The sequence below is a fragment of the Macrococcus equi genome (assembly GCF_047426745.1).
GTDB lineage: Bacteria > Bacillota > Bacilli > Staphylococcales > Staphylococcaceae > Macrococcoides > Macrococcoides equi.
This window is the reverse complement of the sequence record NZ_CP179732.1, coordinates 556,346-572,821: the sequence shown is the minus strand read 5'-3', so window position 1 is coordinate 572,821 and position 16,476 is coordinate 556,346. Positions and strand designations below refer to the sequence as shown.

Below are 16,476 nucleotides of genomic sequence, written 5' to 3'. Positions count from 1 at the left end.
TAAAACCAAAAAGGGGGATGGTGTAATGAAAAATAAATATCAAATCGTAATATTAGGCGCAGGTGCAGGGGGAATTTCAACAGCGAGTAAATTGATCAAGAAGGGGATAAAAGATATTTTAATCGTTGATCATGCGGGTTATCATGCCTATCAGCCTGCGTGGCCACTTGTAGGTTCAGGTGAAGAAGATAAAAAACATACACGCAAGAAAATGAAAAAGGTCATTCCTAATCAAGCAGACTTTATTCAGCGTGAAGTGACTGGTATTCAGGCTCCTGAACGTATTATAAGATTTGATGAAGGTAGCGTGAGATATGAGTATTTAGTTGTAGCATTAGGGCTACAGCTTGATTTTGATGCAATTGAAGGTTTGTCGGAAACATTAGGATGTAACAATGTATGCACAAATTACTTATATGACAAGCTTGATTATACGTATAAAACGTTAAAGTCAGTGAAAGAAGGCAATGTCATTGTAACGAAACCGGTGTCACCTATTAAAGGTGGTGTATCACCTGAAAACTCTGTATTTACCTTCGATGAATACTTCGTAGATAGAAAAAGAAATAATATTAATTTGATGTTTATGTCCGGTAAATCTTCATTGTTCCCAGTTGAGAAGTACAGGATTGAAATTGAAAAGCATATGCAGGACAAAGCAATTGAATATGAACTTGAACAAGAACTAATCGCTATTGATGGTAATAAAAAAGTCGCGACATTTCAAAATCTAAAAACGGATACACAATATGAGCTACCATTCTCAATGATACTTGTTACGCCACCAATGAGTGCACCTGAAGTCATTAAACAGTCAACACTCAGTGACGTTTCAGGTTGGATGGATGTAAACCCCTATACTTTACAACACACACGTCATCAAAATATCTTCGGCATTGGTGATTGTACGAATTTACCAACAATCAAAATGGGTGCTGCTGTAAGAAAGCAGGTACCTATCCTGGTTGATAATTTAAGTTCACAAATGAAGGGCAAACCATTATCTTCAAAATATGATGGTTCAACAGCATGCCCAATTGCTACAGAATACGGTCAGGCATTAATTGCTGAATTCGGATATGATTTAAAGCCGAAAGAATCAATGCCATTTTTACAAGGAAAGACAAATCTGTTATTTTATCAAATTAAGAAGAGGGCCATTCCATTTATGTACTGGCATGGTATGCTTAAAGGAAGAGGATAAAAAAATCTAAAGGGGGATGGCACTATGTTCTTACCGAAATTATTTAAAGTAGAAGATTTTAATTCATTGATAGAATTTCTAAAAGCACATCCATTTGCGACAGTGATTTCATCGCATAATGACGTCCCTTATGCATCACAGGTACCCGTGATGGTGGATGTAGTTGATGATGAAATCATCTTGTCTTTTCATTTAGCGAAACTAAATCCACAAAATAAGACCCTTGAAAACAATAATAATGTACTCGTTCAATTTACAGGTGCGCATGGTTATGTTTCATCTTCTTGGTATGAGCAAGAAGAAGTCTCAACCTGGAATTACCAGGCTGCACAGTTAAGAGGGAATTGCATTGAGTTGAATTATGATGAGCTGATGCAAGATTTGAAACGACTGACAGATTATTTTGAAACGGGTGAAAATGCCAGACACTTCGATACGTTGAGTGAAGATATTTTGAAACAAGCTAAAGGTGTAATTGGTTATAAAGTAAAAGTGCGTGAAGCGGGTCTTAAATATAAATTAAGTCAGAATAGAAGTGATAAAGATTATAAAAGTATCATATTGAATTTACGTGAAAGTAATCATCAGGAAGATCATCGATTGGCTAATGAGATGGAGAAGGTAAGAAAGATTTAATTTACTATCATAATCATATAATGGTCATCCTGCTGGAAAAGTTATTATAAAGGTAAGACAATAATAATATAGAAATGGATTTAAAGTAATTTAAAAATAGGAGTGAAATTGATGTCAGTAGAAAAATTGTTCGAACCACTTGTATTAAGTAACGGTGTAACGATTAAAAATAGATTATATAAAGGTGCAATGAGTGAAGGGATGGGTGATAAAACGCACCATCCTACAGAAGCACTCGTTAATGCTTACAAACATTGGGCTGATGGTGGTATCGGGATGTCCCTTACAGGTAATGTAATGGTTGATAGACGTTATCTTGGTGAGCCTGGAAATGTCGTCATTGAAGATGATAGAGATCTAGATATATTAACGCGTTGGGCAGACGCTGGTAAACGTAACGGTAGTCATATTTGGATGCAAATTAATCATCCAGGTAAACAAAGTCCTAAATCAGTATCAAAGCAACCAATTGCACCAAGTGCTATACCGATTGGAGGAGATGCAGGTAGTGCATTTAATCCACCTCGTGAAATGAAAATCAATGAAATTAAAGAAACGATTGAACGCTTTGTTACAGCAGCAGTTGTTGCGAAGAAAGCAGGTTTTACCGGTGTGCAGATTCACGGTGCACATGGTTACTTAGTCAGCCAATTTTTATCATCTCGTGACAATAGACGTTTTGATGAATATGGTGGAACTTTAGAAAAACGTATGCAATTCTTAATTGATATTTATACAGAAATGAGAGCAGCAGTTGGAGAAGATTTCCCAATCAGCTTGAAGATCAATTCAACAGACTTCAATGATAAAGGTTTCTCATTAGATGATTCAATCGCAGTCATAAAAAAGATGGCGGAACTCGGTATTAATCATATTGAAATTTCAGGCGGAGATTATGAGAAGCCTGAAATGATGGGTGATGGTGAAGTATACTTCTTAGACTATGCCAAAAAAATAAGTGAGATGGTAGACGTGCCGATTGCAGTGATTGGTGGATTCCGCAAACAAGAAAGTATGATTGATGCGATAACGAATACAAATGTAACGATGATAGGTATTGCAAGACCACTTGTATTAAATCCGGAATTACCAAATCAATTGAAAAATGGAACGTATGAAGATATGACGATTCCGAGACTGACAACTAAAGTAAAAGCATTGGATAAAATGTTTGGTGGATTTATCGGCATTGCATATTATGAACAACAAATTAGAAAATTAGGTAATGATCAAACTCCTGTAATACATACAAATGCGTGGAGTCCGTTATTTGACTTAGCTAAAGTACATGGAACGAGAGCATTTACGAAGAGAAGAAGATAATTTATGGAGGGTTCGATGGAAACGTTATATATCGCAGGTGGATGTCTATGGGGAGTGCAGGCATTCATGAAGACAGTGCCAGGTGTCGTGTTAACTGAAGCGGGAAGAGCAAATGGTACGTCAGATACATTGGATGGTGAATATGATGGTTATGCAGAATGTGTCAAAGTAACGTTTGATGCGGAAGTTACATCAGTACACAATATCATGGAAGATTTCTTTCTTATCATTGACCCATACAGTTTGAATCAACAAGGCATTGATATTGGGGAAAAGTATCGAACAGGTGTATATAGCGAAGATTCTAAACATCTGGAACAGGCAGAAGCATTTATTAACAAGAGAATTGATAAAGATAAAATAATGGTTGAAGTTCAACCACTCACAAATTATATTCGTAGTGCGGATGAACATCAGGATTATTTAGACAGACATCCGAATGATTATTGCCATATTCCACACGACGTAATAAGAAAATATAAATAAATGAATCACTTGCATGAAGCACTATAATGAATGCTGATTTGAATCAGCCATTATAGTGCTTTTATTTAATGGTTTTTCAAAGGCTATAGTAAAATGAATATAAAAGGAGTGAACATGATGAGTTTATTAGAACGTATTCAAAATATTGAAATATTGAAAGATGATCCGATTTATATTGAAATCCATGCACATAAAGGAAACAACGAACAGCTATCATTTGATATTAATAATGGGTTTAAAACAAACTCAGAAGTACTAAAAATACTAGGTGAAATGACAGGCCAGTCAATCGATGAAAGTGTCGTTGTCTCATTACCATTTTATACTGATTACGGCCGCCATATTAAGTTTGGTAAAGATATCTTCATCAATAAGAATGTAACATTTGTTGATTTAGGTGGCATTGAAATTGAGGATAATGTGCTCATTGGACCGTCAGCAAGAATTATTTCTGTCAATCATATCGTAGATCCAACAAAGCGTCGTGGTTTAGTAGTAAATAAGGTATTGATTAAGAAGAATGCGTGGTTAGGTGCGAATGTAACGGTATTACCAGGTGTGACAGTTGGGGAGAATTCAATCGTTGCAGCTGATTCAACAGTAACAAAAGATGTACCGCCAAATACGATTGTTGCAGGATCACCTGCAAAAGTGATAAAAAGAATTGAGGAGTAATACATATGAAAACATTAGTAATTATCGTGCATCCAGACATGAATCATTCACGCGTCAATCGATTATGGATGGACAGTTTGATGAAAGAAGAGATTGATATCATTGATTTATACGCGTTATACCCTGAATCAAAGATTAATGTGGCAAATGAACAGGAACGTTTATTAAATTATGATAAGATTATCTTCCAATTCCCATTCTACTGGTATAGTAGTCCGCCATTATTAAAGCAGTATCTTGATGAAGTGTTCCTGTACAATTATGCATATGGGCCAGAAGGAACTAAGTTAAAGGGGAAATCGTTTGGTATTGGTGTGACGGTTGGTTCGAATGAGGTAGATTATAGCGAAAACGGCTCGAATCATTTCACACTTGATGCTTTACTGAGTCCATTTGAGGCAACATTTAATTATATCGGTGCGAACTATGTTGGCTATTTCGCACTTTACGGAACAGCATATGAGTTAACTGATGACGCTCTAATGGAAAGTAGTACAGCATATATTAATTTCGTTAAATAATGCTTTGTTTCCTTATGGTGTGATGCCCAGTTCGAGTTCAAACCGTGCAAAAGATATATGAAAGTGCTCGGCTCGAGGTTCAACCGTGCAAATGACATATGAAAATGCCCAGTTCGAGTTCAAACCGTGCAAATGACATATGAAAGTGCCCAGTTCGAGTTCAAACCGTGCAAAAACAATATAAAAATGCCCGGTTCATCAATGAACCGGGCGTTTTTACATTAATCATTTATATTTCTGTTTGCTCTTTCAAGTGACCATCTTCCATATGATACACTTTATCAAAGTATTCTAGCAATCTCGTATCATGTGTGACAACGATTGCTGCTTTTTGACTACCTTTCACTATATCTCTAATCATTTGGATGACTTCAACCGCACGCTTACCGTCTAAGCTTGCAGTAGGTTCGTCAGCTAAGATAAGTGCGGGATTTGTATACATTGCTTTCAGTATTGCTACACGCTGACGTTGTCCACCAGAAAGTTCAGCTGGAAATTGATTTAGTACTTTTTCCAGTCCAAGTTGCTTGATTTGAGCGTTAAATGTTTGTTGATCAATGTGCTCTTTATTCACTTTATCGAGTAATTTAAACTGATCTTTTACTTTTAAAAACGGTACTAAGTTAGAAGCCTGTAAAATAAAACCGATTTGTTTTAATCTCACTTTTGCACGTTGTTTCTCTGTAAGCTTACTCACATCATCGCCACCGATGATGATTTGACCATTTGTAGGTTGCTGAAGTAATCCGGCAATAGTTAGAAATGTACTTTTTCCTGAACCTGATGGTCCGATGACTGCGACCATTTCTCCGGACTGTATAGCAAAGTCGACAGGTTTCAACGCTTCAACATACGTCTGGTCACTACCAAATGATTTATTGACTTGTTTTAATGTTAATACCATAATATCACCTTATCCTATCGTTTTAAGTGGATCGACTTTCTGAATTGATCGGATTGAGAAAAGTCCGCCAAGTACTGCTGTTAAAATAATGACACCAGCATAAATTGCAATCATATTCCAGACGAATTTAATAGGCACAACGTCAGGGATTACGTTTGCTGTAATAATCGTTAGAATGAGCGCAATGATAACTGCGATAACCGATAGTATCAATGTCTGGATGATCAGTGAACGTGCTAAAAATCCATTGCTAATACCTTGAGCTTTAAGTAGCCCGAATACTGGGGCTTTTTGAATAGTTAGTATGTATAAGAATATCCCGATAATAAATGTTGCGATTGTAAACAGGAAATAGCTCATAACATCGAGTGTAAGTTTCTGTTCAGTATACCCTGGCAGTTTTGTGATAAATGTTTCTTTATCAATTGCTTCAAAGTCGTTGTCGATATCTACGGACTTATAGTTTTTATCTTTAATTAAGAATGCATTTGCTTTACTTTTAAGTCGATTCATCGATAATTTCTCTGCTGTAGTGTTGTTAGAATATAAAGCATTTGCTGCGTTATACTTTGCGTTATTAGTGAAACCTACGATTTTTAAATCTTCATCACTACCCGCAATATCTACATTGTCACCAATCTTGAACCCTTTTTGCTTTAATCCATCGTTTGCCACGACTTCAAAGTCTTTGTTAAATGTTTTACCTTCTGTAATATTTGGATTGACGAATGTTTCTTTATCAATGCCGAAGAGTAAAGTATTTTGCTTTTTGTCACCCTTAGCAATAATAACAGCAAGATTTTTAATGGGTGCAACCTTATCGAACTTATTATCCAATGCGTCAATATCCATGACTGACTGTGCTAAGTTTCTATTAGATTCTTTTGTGACGATAATTGCATCTGGATCCCATTTGTCAATGGCCTCTCTGTTCATACCCATTAATCCGTTAGACAATCCGGAAATTAAGAAGAGTAAGTATGAAATCAGTACAAGCACACCAATGATGAGTGAGAATTTTAATTTGTTGTGCATGATTTCTTTCCAAGCTAAGAACATAATTTACCCCTTTTCTAAAATGTATTACTTTAAATATAACATAAATAGCATGCTACTATCATTCATTAAGTTAAGTTGTAATAGATTGAATGAAAACCTTACATTGCGCGACTTATAAAATGTATAATGAATATTGTTAAAAAATTGGAGGAATTATTTTTGGAAACTTATTTAAAAAGAGAATGGCTAGATAAGCCATTTGCCAATATATTAGCAGGTATGGTGGTAGCACTTGCATTAATGCCTGAAGTGATTGCATTTTCTGTGATTGCAGGCGTCGATCCCATGGTCGGATTATATGCATCGTTTATTATTTCGGTGACCATCGCATTCACTGGTGGACGTTCTGCCATGATTTCTGCAGCAGCAGGCGCGATAGCACTTCTCGTCTTTCCGTTAGTAAAAACACATGGTGTGGAATATTTACTGGCGGCAACAATATTAATGGGTATTTTTCAGGTGATCTTTGGAATGCTAAAAGTAGGGAATCTGCTTAAGTTCATTCCAAATACTGTGATGATGGGTTTTGTGGATGCATTAGCGATCCTTATCTTTACATCACAACTACAACATATTTTTGGCTTAACAGGTGTAACATATATATTTGCTGCAGTAACGATTGCAATCGTATATATCGTTCCGAAATATTTTACTAAAATTCCTGCACCGCTCATTGCAGTCTTGTTACTAACTATTGTTTCTATCATAACGCATGCGGATGTAAGAACGGTCGGAGATTTAGGTGAAATTAAACGAGCTTTACCGCATTTTCTAATACCACATGTTCCTTTCAATCTGGAAACACTTTTCATTATTTTACCGTATAGTTTATCGATGGCCGTAGTAGGATTAGTCGAAAGCTTACTGACAGCTCGAATTGTTGATGATGCGTTAGAAAGTGATAGTGATAAAAATATTGAGTCTCGTGGTCAGGGGATTGCCAATATTATAGCAGGCTTTTTCGGTGGCATTGGGGGTTGTGCGATGATTGGACAATCTGTGATGAATTTGAAGTCAGGCGGTACAACGAGACTGTCATCTCTTGTTGCAGGAAGCTTCTTGATGTTTTTAATTATTGTACTGGGCCATTATGTTGTTCAAATCCCAATGTCTATCCTTGCGGGTATAATGGTTGTCGTATCATTCAGTACATTTGACTGGAGTAGTTTTAAGTTTTTGAGACAGGCAAATAATCTGGACAGAGTTGTAGTACTTGTAACAATTGGACTGGTCCTTCTAACGCATAATTTAGCAGTTGGTGTGATAGTCGGCAGTGTGATTAATTTTATATTTAAACGTAATGAATTAAAGGAGGTATAAACATGTATCAATCCGTTGTTGTTGCTGTTGATGGTTCGAAGAATAGTTACCGAGCAGCCGAGGAGGCACTAAAATTAAATGCATCGAAGTATACTTTATTAAGTGTTGTCTCGCATGAAGATTCAAAAGATGCCATATTGCATAGTGAACAAAGTAGTAGCGATAAACGTAAAGCATTGCTTGAACCAATTATCGATTTATATGAAAACAAGGCGAATGAATTTAATGTAATGATTGAACATGGCATCCCTAAAGATGTCATCATTCAAAATGTAAAACGACATAACTATAATGTTCTTGTAATCGGTTCAAGAGGACTTAATCCATTACAGGAAATGGTGATGGGAAGTGTGAGTCGAAAAGTCATTAAAGAGATCGCTATACCTATACTCGTCGTAAAATAATAATATTTCTAAAAATTTTATTGATGATACTCAGGTTAATATGAGACGGGAAATAAGTTAACAAAATGTTAACTTATTTTTTTGTCCAAAAATAAAAATACAAAATTACTTATAGAATTGTTGATTTATATGAATCTATTTATATCAATGATTTTTAAGTGTTTTTAAAACCATTACGGTATACCGTAATGGTGTATTAATGATAAAAAATTATGTTGTTTGATACTTTTTAGTTGGGGTTAATTAAGTATGATTAAAATGTTAAAAAAGTGTTTACATTTTGAGTAGCTGTCAATATAATTAGGATGTAATTTGCAAATTTACAAAAAATAAAATTTCAAGGAGACCGGATCATGAAGAAGTTTTCTAAATCATTAGGCAGTGCTTTACTTGTATCGTCAATCTTAAGCTCAACTGTCATTCCTGCACATTTTGCCGAAGCTGCAAAAGTTGAGAAAAGTGTAGTATCGGACTATAGAAATCTAACTGAAGGTAGCACAATATTAGTGAGAGACGGGCTTTATGAACGTCATAACGTGACATATAAGGGTGCGAAGGTTATTGGGGATAAAGTAGTGTTCTCTTTTGATTATGCATCACGCTCAATTATTAAAGAAGGATTCTTCAATGCGCGATTATTAGTTAATGATGGGAGCTTAAACGAATTACAGAAATATACTGACAATATAAAATATCAAAATTCTACTTCGTTAGAATATGAAGTAGATATTAATGATATTTCTAAAAATGATGGATTTATGTATATTGATTTAAGTGCAGCAAATAAAGAAGGTTTATTTACGAATAATGCACAACATATAAAAGTTGAGCTGCCTGAACTGACAACTTCTCCGGAAGAACCAACAACAGAGGAACCAACTGCAGAAGAGCCAACGACTGAAGAACCGACAGCAGAAGAACCTACAACTGAAACACCGGATAAACCTCAAACGGGTGCTGGTACAGTCATCGTGAATAATGAACTTGTGTCAGATAGCTATACGGATGCTCAACCTACTGGGTTCAACCAATTAGAATCAATTGTTCAACGTGACCTAAAGTTGATAGCACCTAAAAAGCCATATATGATTGACCGTCCTTTTGAGATTTCTGATGCAGCTTCAGATGCTTCAAAAATTACAAAGAGCGAGAGTCCATTACGTTATATCACAAATTATAATTTAGGTGATAAGAAGTCATTTACAACGATTAATATGAGTGGTGGACGTGAAGTACAGGAAAAAACGACTGGCTCTTTAGAATATAAAGGGACTAAAGCTTACGTTTGGGTAGCGGATCCAAAGGTTTCAAGAGCAGATGCTGCAAAAGTAGGTAAAGAGTTTGATGAAAAAATCGCACCGCTTATTCACAATAACTTTGGTGAAGAATCAGATTTAGATGGTAACGGTAAAGTAAATATCTTATTATTTGATATTAAAGACGGCTTCGGTGTATCTTCTTATGGATATGTAGGAGGTTACTTCGATGGTACAGACTTATTAAATGAACCAGGTTCAAATAAAGGTGAGATCTTCTATATGGATACATATCCATCGATGGGATATGACCCTAGTCTTGAAGAAAATACACCAAGAAACGTGGAACGTATTTATTCAACGTTAGCACATGAATTCCAGCATATGGTTAACTTTAATGCGCAATATTTAAAACAAAATCGTATGATGGAAACGTATTTAAATGAAGCTTTCTCTATGGCTGCTGAACATATTTATTCAGGTCCAATTGAAGACCGAATTGATTACTACAACAATTCTAGTTACATTCAAAATGGTCATTCACTAACAATTTGGTCACGTAGTGGAGACACATTATCTAACTATTCATTATCATATTTATTTGGTCAGTACTTAAATGAACAAGCACGCAATCATGATGGTGTGTATAAAGAAATTTTAAATTATCAAGGTACACCGTACGATGCACTGCAAAATGCGATTCATAAATATGTAGATCCTACAAAATCAGTAGGACAGTTTATGACAGACTTCCGTGTTGCTTTACTGAAACATGATAAATCAGGTAAATACAGCTTAGGTAGTGAAGCTGAATTCCAGAATTTAAAAACGTTATATGCTGATCGTGTACCGGCACAACTTCGTCCTCAAGGAGCAGTAGCTGTCAGAGTGAATGATCTAAGTCAGTTCAAAGTACCTGCAAATAAAGGTAAAAATATTACTTATACAAAAGTTGCAGATAAATAAATTTAAAAGGAGCTCATAGCGCTAGCTGTGAGCTCCTGTTTTTATATTAAAGTGGATCACTATGTTTTGCTTGATAAGCAGGATCATTTTCTTTTGGTGCTGTAAAACGTTCTTCGACATATTTATCTGCTTTTGCTAATGCGTTTTCTCTTACACCCGCTTCTGGATTAAGTGGACTTTCATGTTTACCCACAGTACCAGGTTGATTACCAGGATCATCTGTTAAAGTTGATGGATCTTTTTCGTCAGCACTGCCATAGCGTTCTGTTGCGTGCTGAATCCCTTTGCCTAAATAGTTTTCGTGATTATCAGTAGCTTTTACGTTATGTAAATCATCAATAGTCATTATTAATCCCCCCTTGGTTTATATAGTTATCTTTCCTTATTCATGCAGTTTTAAACATAAATTTATGTATTACACTTGATTTATACGGAGAGGGGGTATAATATACTTCATATACGGTATAGGGGTATGGGGAGGATGAAGATAATGGATAAACATGTGACAACAACGCGCGATGAGGAAGAAAAGGAGAAGTTAAACAAACGACTGAAGCGAATTGAAGGACAAGTACGTGGTATTCAAAAGATGATAGAAGAGGATCGCTACTGTGTGGATATATTGATTCAAATCAGTGCGATTGAATCAGCACTTAAACAAGTTGGTTTCTCGGTGACTGAAAGACATATGAAGCATTGTATGAGTGATGCTATTAAACGTGGTGAAGGAGAATCGTCAATCGAAGAATTGATGAAAGTATTACGCCAATTCGGAAAGTAGGTGAGAGGATGAAGAAAGTAACGTTACCTATAGAGGGTATGACGTGTGCTGCATGTTCAAGTCGCATAGAAAAAGTGCTTAATAAAATGGACGGTGTAGATGCACAAGTTAATTTGACTACTGAGAAAGCTGATGTTCATTTTGATGAATCAAAAGTTACGGTTAAAGATCTCTCGGCGAAGGTTGAAAAGTTAGGGTATTATGTGCAACCTGAACATGTCGAACTGGAGATTTCAGGTATGACTTGTGCAGCGTGTTCAAGCCGTATTGAAAAAGTGCTGAATAAACAAGAAGATATTCAGCGTGCTACCGTTAATCTGACGACAGAGAAAGCGAATATTGACTATTTTCCGGGAAATTTAAATGTGGATGATCTTATCCGCATCATCAGTAAGTTAGGATATAGTGCTAAAGTACGTAATAAACAAGTAAGTGATGATAGTAAACAGAAAAATTTAAAATCAAAAAAAATTAAATTGATGATTTCAGCAGTTTTATCATTTCCATTATTACTTACGATGCTGACTCATTTGTTTGGCATTCACCTTCCTCATCTATTAATGAATCCATGGTTCCAATTGATATTCGCTTTTCCGGTTCAATTTATTATTGGCTGGCAATTTTATGTAGGTGCATATAAAAACTTACGCAATGGCGGTGCCAATATGGATGTGCTTGTAGCACTTGGTACGAGTGCCGCATTCTTTTACAGTGTGTACGAAGGGTTAAAGACGATAAAGCACCCTGACTATGTACCCCATCTCTACTTTGAAACGAGTGCAGTCCTTATTACGTTAATATTGTTAGGAAAGTACTTAGAAGCACGTGCAAAGTCACAAACGACTAATGCGTTATCGGCGCTTATTAATCTACAGGCGAAAGAAGCAAGGGTTGTGCGTGAGGCACAGGAAGTAATGATACCAGTTGAGGAAGTAATTACAGGAGACATCCTGATTATTAAACCAGGTGAGAAAATACCGGTAGATGGTGTGATTATTGCAGGTCGCACTTCAATAGATGAAGCTATGTTGACAGGTGAATCTATTCCAGTTGAAAAATCAACAGGAGATGACGTCATCGGAGCTACGATGAACAAAAACGGTAGCGTAAAGATAGAAGCGACGAAAGTTGGGCGTGATACAGCACTACAATCTATTGTGAAAATTGTTGAAGAAGCACAAGGTTCTAAAGCGCCGATTCAAAGACTGGCAGATATTATTGCAGGATACTTTGTTCCTATTGTTATATTGATTGCAATCATTACTTTTGCCCTATGGATGATATTTATATCACCTGGTCAGTTTGAATCTGCACTAGTTGCTGCGATAGCGGTGTTAGTAATTGCCTGTCCATGTGCATTAGGTCTTGCCACCCCTACCTCTATCATGGTGGGAACAGGACGAGCAGCAGAGACCGGGATTTTATTTAAAGGTGGGGAATATTTAGAGCGTACGCATGATATTGATACCGTAGTATTAGATAAAACCGGGACAATCACGAAAGGCGAACCTGAAGTGACCGATTATATCGGAGATGAACTGACTTTACAGTATTTAGCAAGCAGTGAACAGGCATCTGAGCATCCCCTTGCCACAGCAATCGTGAAGTATGCGAAAGATAAAGGAATCCGATTAGTTGAGCCTGCACACTTCGAAGCAATACCTGGACATGGTCTGAAAACGATAATAGATGACAACATTATTCTTATTGGAAACAGAAAATTAATGAAAGATAAGGCTATAGATATAGCTACAGTACAAAAAGAAATGACACAATTTGAAGCAGAAGGAAAGACTGCGATGCTGATTGCTGTAGATGGTGAGTGTCTAGGAATAATTGCTGTTCAGGATATCGTTAAATCGACTGCTATACAAGCCGTTCAACAAATGCAGGCAATGAATATTAATGTAATAATGCTTACCGGTGATAATGAAGTGACAGCAAAGGCTATTGCTCAATCTGTAGGTATTGCTGAAGTTATTGCTGAAGTATTACCGGAAGATAAAGCTGATAAAATTAAGGTTTTGCAGAAGTCAGGGAGAAAAGTTGCGATGGTGGGTGATGGTGTCAATGATGCACCCGCCTTAGCACTTGCTGACATAGGGATAGCAATCGGTACAGGTACTGAAGTTGCAATAGAAGCAGCCGATGTAACGATTCTTGGAGGAGAACTCACGCTGATTCCTGAAGCGATTAAGATAAGTCGTGCTACAATACGTAATATTAAACAAAATCTAGGATTTGCCTTTGGTTATAACATACTCGGTATACCTATTGCAGCACTTGGATTACTTGCACCATGGATTGCTGGTGCTGCGATGGCGATGTCATCGGTAAGTGTTGTAAGTAACGCTCTTAGACTAAAAAATGTTAAGATAAGATAAATAACAAGAAACAATTGAAAGCGAGGAATATGAATGGAATCAATTATTAAAGTTCAAGGTATGACGTGTGATCATTGTATAAAAGCTGTCGAAGGTGCAGTTACTGAACTTGCTGGTGTTCAGTCAGCTGCAGTTGATCTGGAAGCAGCAAATGTTACTGTGGAGCATGAAGAAAACGTGTCTTTAGACGCTATGAAAGAAGCAATCGAAGCGCAAGGTTACGACGTTGAATAAATGAAGAAGCGATTGTCACACTCATTTTAGTGTGACAATTTTTTTGATCCAGTATGCTAAAAATTATAGCGGGAAAAGATTGCATTTCTTAAAAATAAATATATAATATATATCAAGTATAAAAAGTATATTTAAGAGGTATAACATGAAAATAGAATTAGGCATAACGTCATTTGGAGATAATAGAACCCGTTACAATGAAAATGGTAGTTTTGAAAAGATTTCTGCAGATGAGCGTATTCGTAATATCGTAGAGGAAATTCAGATTGCAGATGAGGTTGGATTAGATATCTATGGTTTAGGAGAACATCATCGTGCTGATTATGCAGTGAGCGACCCTGTAAGTATTTTGTCAGCTGCAGCTGTCTTAACAAAAAACATCAAACTTTCGACGGCAGTTACTGTACTGTCGTCAGATGATCCTGTGCGTGTGTATGAAAGATTTGCGACACTTGATGCACTGAGTAATGGACGAGCTGAAATTATGGCAGGGCGTGGTTCATTTATCGAATCCTTTCCTTTGTTTGGCTATGATTTAAATGATTACGAAATCTTATACGAAGAGAAACTGGATTTATTGATGAAAATTAATCAATCAGAAAAAGTGACGTGGCATGGTACAACGCGTGCGTCCTTGGATAATCTTGGTGTCTATCCGAGAGCTGTGCAGCAAGAACTACCGATAAATATTGCGTCTGGTGGGACACCACAATCATCAATTCGTGCTGCAGAATTAGGTTTGCCCATCACTTATGCAATTATTGGTGGTAATCCAAAAAGATTTCGTCAAAATGTTAACCTCTATGAAACGGTTGCTAAAGAAAAAGGACATGATTTGTCCAAAATGTTTGTGACGACAAATTCATGGGGATTCGTTGCTGATACTGATTTAGAAGCATATCGTAAATTTTATCCGTCAACGAAATCAAGTCACGATGTACTAGCTAAAGAACGTGGTTGGCCAATGTATAGTGAAGAGATGTTTATGAATGAGGTTGAACATGGTGCATTATATGTAGGAAGTCCGGAAACTGTTGCTCTGAAAATTATTGATACGGTAGAGTCATTGGGATCTAAACGATTTATGATTCAAATGCCAGTAGGATCTATGCCGCATGAAGACACAATAAAGGCTATCAGAATGTTTGGTGAACAGGTGAAGCCGATTGTAGATCGATATTTTAAAGATAAATAAGTGTATGTTTATCCATGCGTCTATCCTCGATTATTGATATGCTAATAATATGTAAAACGATAAAGTGAGGAAGCGTATGATTGAATTTAAGAATGTCACCAAGACATTTAAAGATACGACGGCTGTAGACAACTTAAACCTTACGATTAATACTGGAGAATTTATAAGTATTCTAGGTCCATCAGGTTGCGGTAAGAGTACGACGCTATGTATGTTAGCTGGATTGATTCAACCAACGACAGGTACAATACTTATCGATGGTCAGGATATGACGCATATACAATCAAAAAGCCGAAATATCGGTATGGTGTTTCAGGATTATGCTTTGTATCCACATATGACGATATTTGATAATATCGCTTTTCCATTGAAGATGAGACGATACGCCAAAAGTAAGATTAAAGAAAATGTTGAACATACAGCACGTCTAATGAATATTGAACATTTATTAAATAGAAAGCCGCATCAACTGTCAGGAGGACAACAGCAACGTGTAGCAATTGCCAGGGCAATCGTGCGTGAACCGGAAATATTATTGTTAGATGAGCCGCTATCAAATCTGGATGCAAGACTCAGATTAACGTTACGTGAAGAGATACTTGAATTACAGCGAAAGTTAGGAATTACGACTATATTTGTGACGCATGATCAGAACGAAGCGTTAACTATGAGTGATAAAATCGTGATGATGAATGAAGGGAAAGTTCTGCAATATGATACACCGCATGACATTTATCAACATCCTGAAAATATCTTTGTGGCTTCATTTATCGGGACACCTCCGATGAACCTGCTGGATATACCTCAAACAGATGCACAACAGTTAAATGCAGCACTTAAAATAAGTGATGAAGTGACTTTAGGAATCAGACCTGAACATTTAAGGATGGCAAAAAGTGGCTATCCAGTTACAGTTAAACGAATAGAACAAACTGGCAAAGATACACTAGTGATAGCAATCGATAAAAGAGCGCACGTCATAAAATTTTATGCAAAAGATTGTAACGTAACAGGAGAATCTATATATCTGCAGGCAGATGAAAAGAATATATTAAAATTCATTAAATAATAAATCATTGAGTTATCCATTCTCATACTTTAGTCCTATCTTTTAGAATATAAATTGAC

Annotated in this window: 16 protein-coding genes and 1 pseudogene; 14 read left to right on the top strand and 3 right to left on the bottom strand. The window is 36.4% G+C overall.

Translation table 11 applies throughout. The features are described 5' to 3' along the window. Positions 1-25: 25 nt before the first annotated feature. The 6 genes from ACMGE6_RS02975 (at position 26) to ACMGE6_RS02950 (ending at position 4,845) form a co-directional block, all read left to right on the top strand. Positions 26-1,204, top strand: a complete 1,179-nt coding sequence (locus ACMGE6_RS02975) for an NAD(P)/FAD-dependent oxidoreductase (protein WP_414054400.1) — start codon at positions 26-28, stop codon at positions 1,202-1,204. A gap of 24 nt (positions 1,205-1,228) precedes the next feature. Beyond that, on the top strand, positions 1,229-1,840 hold the full coding sequence (locus ACMGE6_RS02970) for an FMN-binding negative transcriptional regulator (protein WP_414054399.1): 612 nt from the start codon (positions 1,229-1,231) through the stop codon (positions 1,838-1,840). Positions 1,841-1,951: 111 nt separating this feature from the next. Continuing rightward, positions 1,952-3,163 carry an NADH:flavin oxidoreductase/NADH oxidase family protein gene (locus ACMGE6_RS02965; RefSeq protein WP_414054398.1) on the top strand — a complete coding sequence of 404 codons (1,212 nt, stop codon included), beginning with the start codon at positions 1,952-1,954 and terminating at the stop codon, positions 3,161-3,163. A gap of 15 nt (positions 3,164-3,178) precedes the next feature. Further along, on the top strand, positions 3,179-3,649 hold the full coding sequence (locus tag ACMGE6_RS02960; protein ID WP_414054397.1) for a peptide-methionine (S)-S-oxide reductase: 471 nt from the start codon (positions 3,179-3,181) through the stop codon (positions 3,647-3,649). Positions 3,650-3,763: 114 nt separating this feature from the next. Further along, positions 3,764-4,324: a DapH/DapD/GlmU-related protein gene (locus ACMGE6_RS02955; RefSeq protein WP_414054396.1), complete on the top strand. Its 561-nt coding sequence runs from the start codon at positions 3,764-3,766 to the stop codon at positions 4,322-4,324. A 5-nt stretch (positions 4,325-4,329) separates the two neighbouring features. Beyond that, complete coding sequence (locus ACMGE6_RS02950; RefSeq protein ID WP_414054395.1) at positions 4,330-4,845, top strand: NAD(P)H-dependent oxidoreductase; 516 nt, start codon at positions 4,330-4,332, stop codon at positions 4,843-4,845. A gap of 229 nt (positions 4,846-5,074) precedes the next feature. Here ACMGE6_RS02950 and ACMGE6_RS02945 read toward each other — a convergent pair whose 3' ends face one another. Together ACMGE6_RS02945 and ACMGE6_RS02940 are read right to left on the bottom strand one after the other, a co-directional pair. Beyond that, entirely contained in the window at positions 5,075-5,749 is a 675-nt protein-coding gene (locus tag ACMGE6_RS02945) for an ABC transporter ATP-binding protein (RefSeq protein WP_414045070.1), read from the bottom strand. A 9-nt stretch (positions 5,750-5,758) separates the two neighbouring features. Beyond that, positions 5,759-6,808, bottom strand: coding sequence for an ABC transporter permease (locus ACMGE6_RS02940; protein WP_414045069.1), 1,050 nt, complete (start codon positions 6,806-6,808; stop codon positions 5,759-5,761). 126 nt (positions 6,809-6,934) lie between these two features. On the opposite strand from ACMGE6_RS02940, the pseudogene ACMGE6_RS02935 reads away from it, so the two are divergent. From ACMGE6_RS02935 to ACMGE6_RS02925, 3 genes and pseudogenes are all read left to right on the top strand, one after another. Next, positions 6,935-8,125, top strand: a pseudogene (locus ACMGE6_RS02935) (SulP family inorganic anion transporter); the annotation flags it as partial. A 5-nt stretch (positions 8,126-8,130) separates the two neighbouring features. Beyond that, complete coding sequence (locus tag ACMGE6_RS02930; RefSeq protein ID WP_414054394.1) at positions 8,131-8,532, top strand: universal stress protein; 402 nt, start codon at positions 8,131-8,133, stop codon at positions 8,530-8,532. Between the two features lie 353 nt (positions 8,533-8,885). Then, complete coding sequence (locus ACMGE6_RS02925) at positions 8,886-10,754, top strand: hypothetical protein (protein ID WP_414054393.1); 1,869 nt, start codon at positions 8,886-8,888, stop codon at positions 10,752-10,754. 46 nt (positions 10,755-10,800) lie between these two features. Here the strand turns inward: ACMGE6_RS02925 and ACMGE6_RS02920 are convergent, their stop codons facing one another. Then, entirely contained in the window at positions 10,801-11,100 is a 300-nt protein-coding gene (locus ACMGE6_RS02920) for a hypothetical protein (RefSeq protein ID WP_414045066.1), read from the bottom strand. A gap of 144 nt (positions 11,101-11,244) precedes the next feature. On the opposite strand from ACMGE6_RS02920, the gene ACMGE6_RS02915 reads away from it, so the two are divergent. The 5 genes from ACMGE6_RS02915 (at position 11,245) to ACMGE6_RS02895 (ending at position 16,417) form a co-directional block, all read left to right on the top strand. Then, positions 11,245-11,535, top strand: coding sequence for a metal-sensing transcriptional repressor (locus ACMGE6_RS02915; protein WP_414054392.1), 291 nt, complete (start codon positions 11,245-11,247; stop codon positions 11,533-11,535). An 8-nt stretch (positions 11,536-11,543) separates the two neighbouring features. Next, on the top strand, positions 11,544-13,919 hold the full coding sequence (locus ACMGE6_RS02910; RefSeq protein WP_414054391.1) for a heavy metal translocating P-type ATPase: 2,376 nt from the start codon (positions 11,544-11,546) through the stop codon (positions 13,917-13,919). Between the two features lie 33 nt (positions 13,920-13,952). Further along, positions 13,953-14,153 (top strand): copper chaperone CopZ, encoded by a 201-nt coding sequence (gene copZ / locus ACMGE6_RS02905; RefSeq protein ID WP_414054390.1) that lies wholly within the window; start codon positions 13,953-13,955, stop codon positions 14,151-14,153. Positions 14,154-14,298: 145 nt separating this feature from the next. Next, complete coding sequence (locus tag ACMGE6_RS02900; RefSeq protein ID WP_414047566.1) at positions 14,299-15,348, top strand: LLM class flavin-dependent oxidoreductase; 1,050 nt, start codon at positions 14,299-14,301, stop codon at positions 15,346-15,348. Positions 15,349-15,424: 76 nt separating this feature from the next. Beyond that, positions 15,425-16,417, top strand: a complete 993-nt coding sequence (locus ACMGE6_RS02895; protein WP_414054389.1) for an ABC transporter ATP-binding protein — start codon at positions 15,425-15,427, stop codon at positions 16,415-16,417. The last annotated feature ends 59 nt before the right edge of the window (positions 16,418-16,476 follow it).

Excerpts from the sequence above, each read along its gene's own strand:
- ACMGE6_RS02975 (WP_414054400.1), top strand. The coding sequence starts at position 26 with ATGAAAAATAAATATCAAATCGTAATATTAGGCGCAGGTGCAGGGGGA.
- ACMGE6_RS02970 (WP_414054399.1), top strand. The coding sequence starts at position 1,229 with ATGTTCTTACCGAAATTATTTAAAGTAGAAGATTTTAATTCATTGATA.
- ACMGE6_RS02965 (WP_414054398.1), top strand. The coding sequence starts at position 1,952 with ATGTCAGTAGAAAAATTGTTCGAACCACTTGTATTAAGTAACGGTGTA.
- ACMGE6_RS02960 (WP_414054397.1), top strand. The coding sequence starts at position 3,179 with ATGGAAACGTTATATATCGCAGGTGGATGTCTATGGGGAGTGCAGGCA.
- ACMGE6_RS02955 (WP_414054396.1), top strand. The coding sequence starts at position 3,764 with ATGATGAGTTTATTAGAACGTATTCAAAATATTGAAATATTGAAAGAT.
- ACMGE6_RS02950 (WP_414054395.1), top strand. The coding sequence starts at position 4,330 with ATGAAAACATTAGTAATTATCGTGCATCCAGACATGAATCATTCACGC.
- ACMGE6_RS02945 (WP_414045070.1), bottom strand. The coding sequence starts at position 5,749 with ATGGTATTAACATTAAAACAAGTCAATAAATCATTTGGTAGTGACCAG.
- ACMGE6_RS02940 (WP_414045069.1), bottom strand. The coding sequence starts at position 6,808 with ATGTTCTTAGCTTGGAAAGAAATCATGCACAACAAATTAAAATTCTCA.
- ACMGE6_RS02930 (WP_414054394.1), top strand. The coding sequence starts at position 8,131 with ATGTATCAATCCGTTGTTGTTGCTGTTGATGGTTCGAAGAATAGTTAC.
- ACMGE6_RS02925 (WP_414054393.1), top strand. The coding sequence starts at position 8,886 with ATGAAGAAGTTTTCTAAATCATTAGGCAGTGCTTTACTTGTATCGTCA.
- ACMGE6_RS02920 (WP_414045066.1), bottom strand. The coding sequence starts at position 11,100 with ATGACTATTGATGATTTACATAACGTAAAAGCTACTGATAATCACGAA.
- ACMGE6_RS02915 (WP_414054392.1), top strand. The coding sequence starts at position 11,245 with ATGGATAAACATGTGACAACAACGCGCGATGAGGAAGAAAAGGAGAAG.
- ACMGE6_RS02910 (WP_414054391.1), top strand. The coding sequence starts at position 11,544 with ATGAAGAAAGTAACGTTACCTATAGAGGGTATGACGTGTGCTGCATGT.
- copZ (WP_414054390.1), top strand. The coding sequence starts at position 13,953 with ATGGAATCAATTATTAAAGTTCAAGGTATGACGTGTGATCATTGTATA.
- ACMGE6_RS02900 (WP_414047566.1), top strand. The coding sequence starts at position 14,299 with ATGAAAATAGAATTAGGCATAACGTCATTTGGAGATAATAGAACCCGT.
- ACMGE6_RS02895 (WP_414054389.1), top strand. The coding sequence starts at position 15,425 with ATGATTGAATTTAAGAATGTCACCAAGACATTTAAAGATACGACGGCT.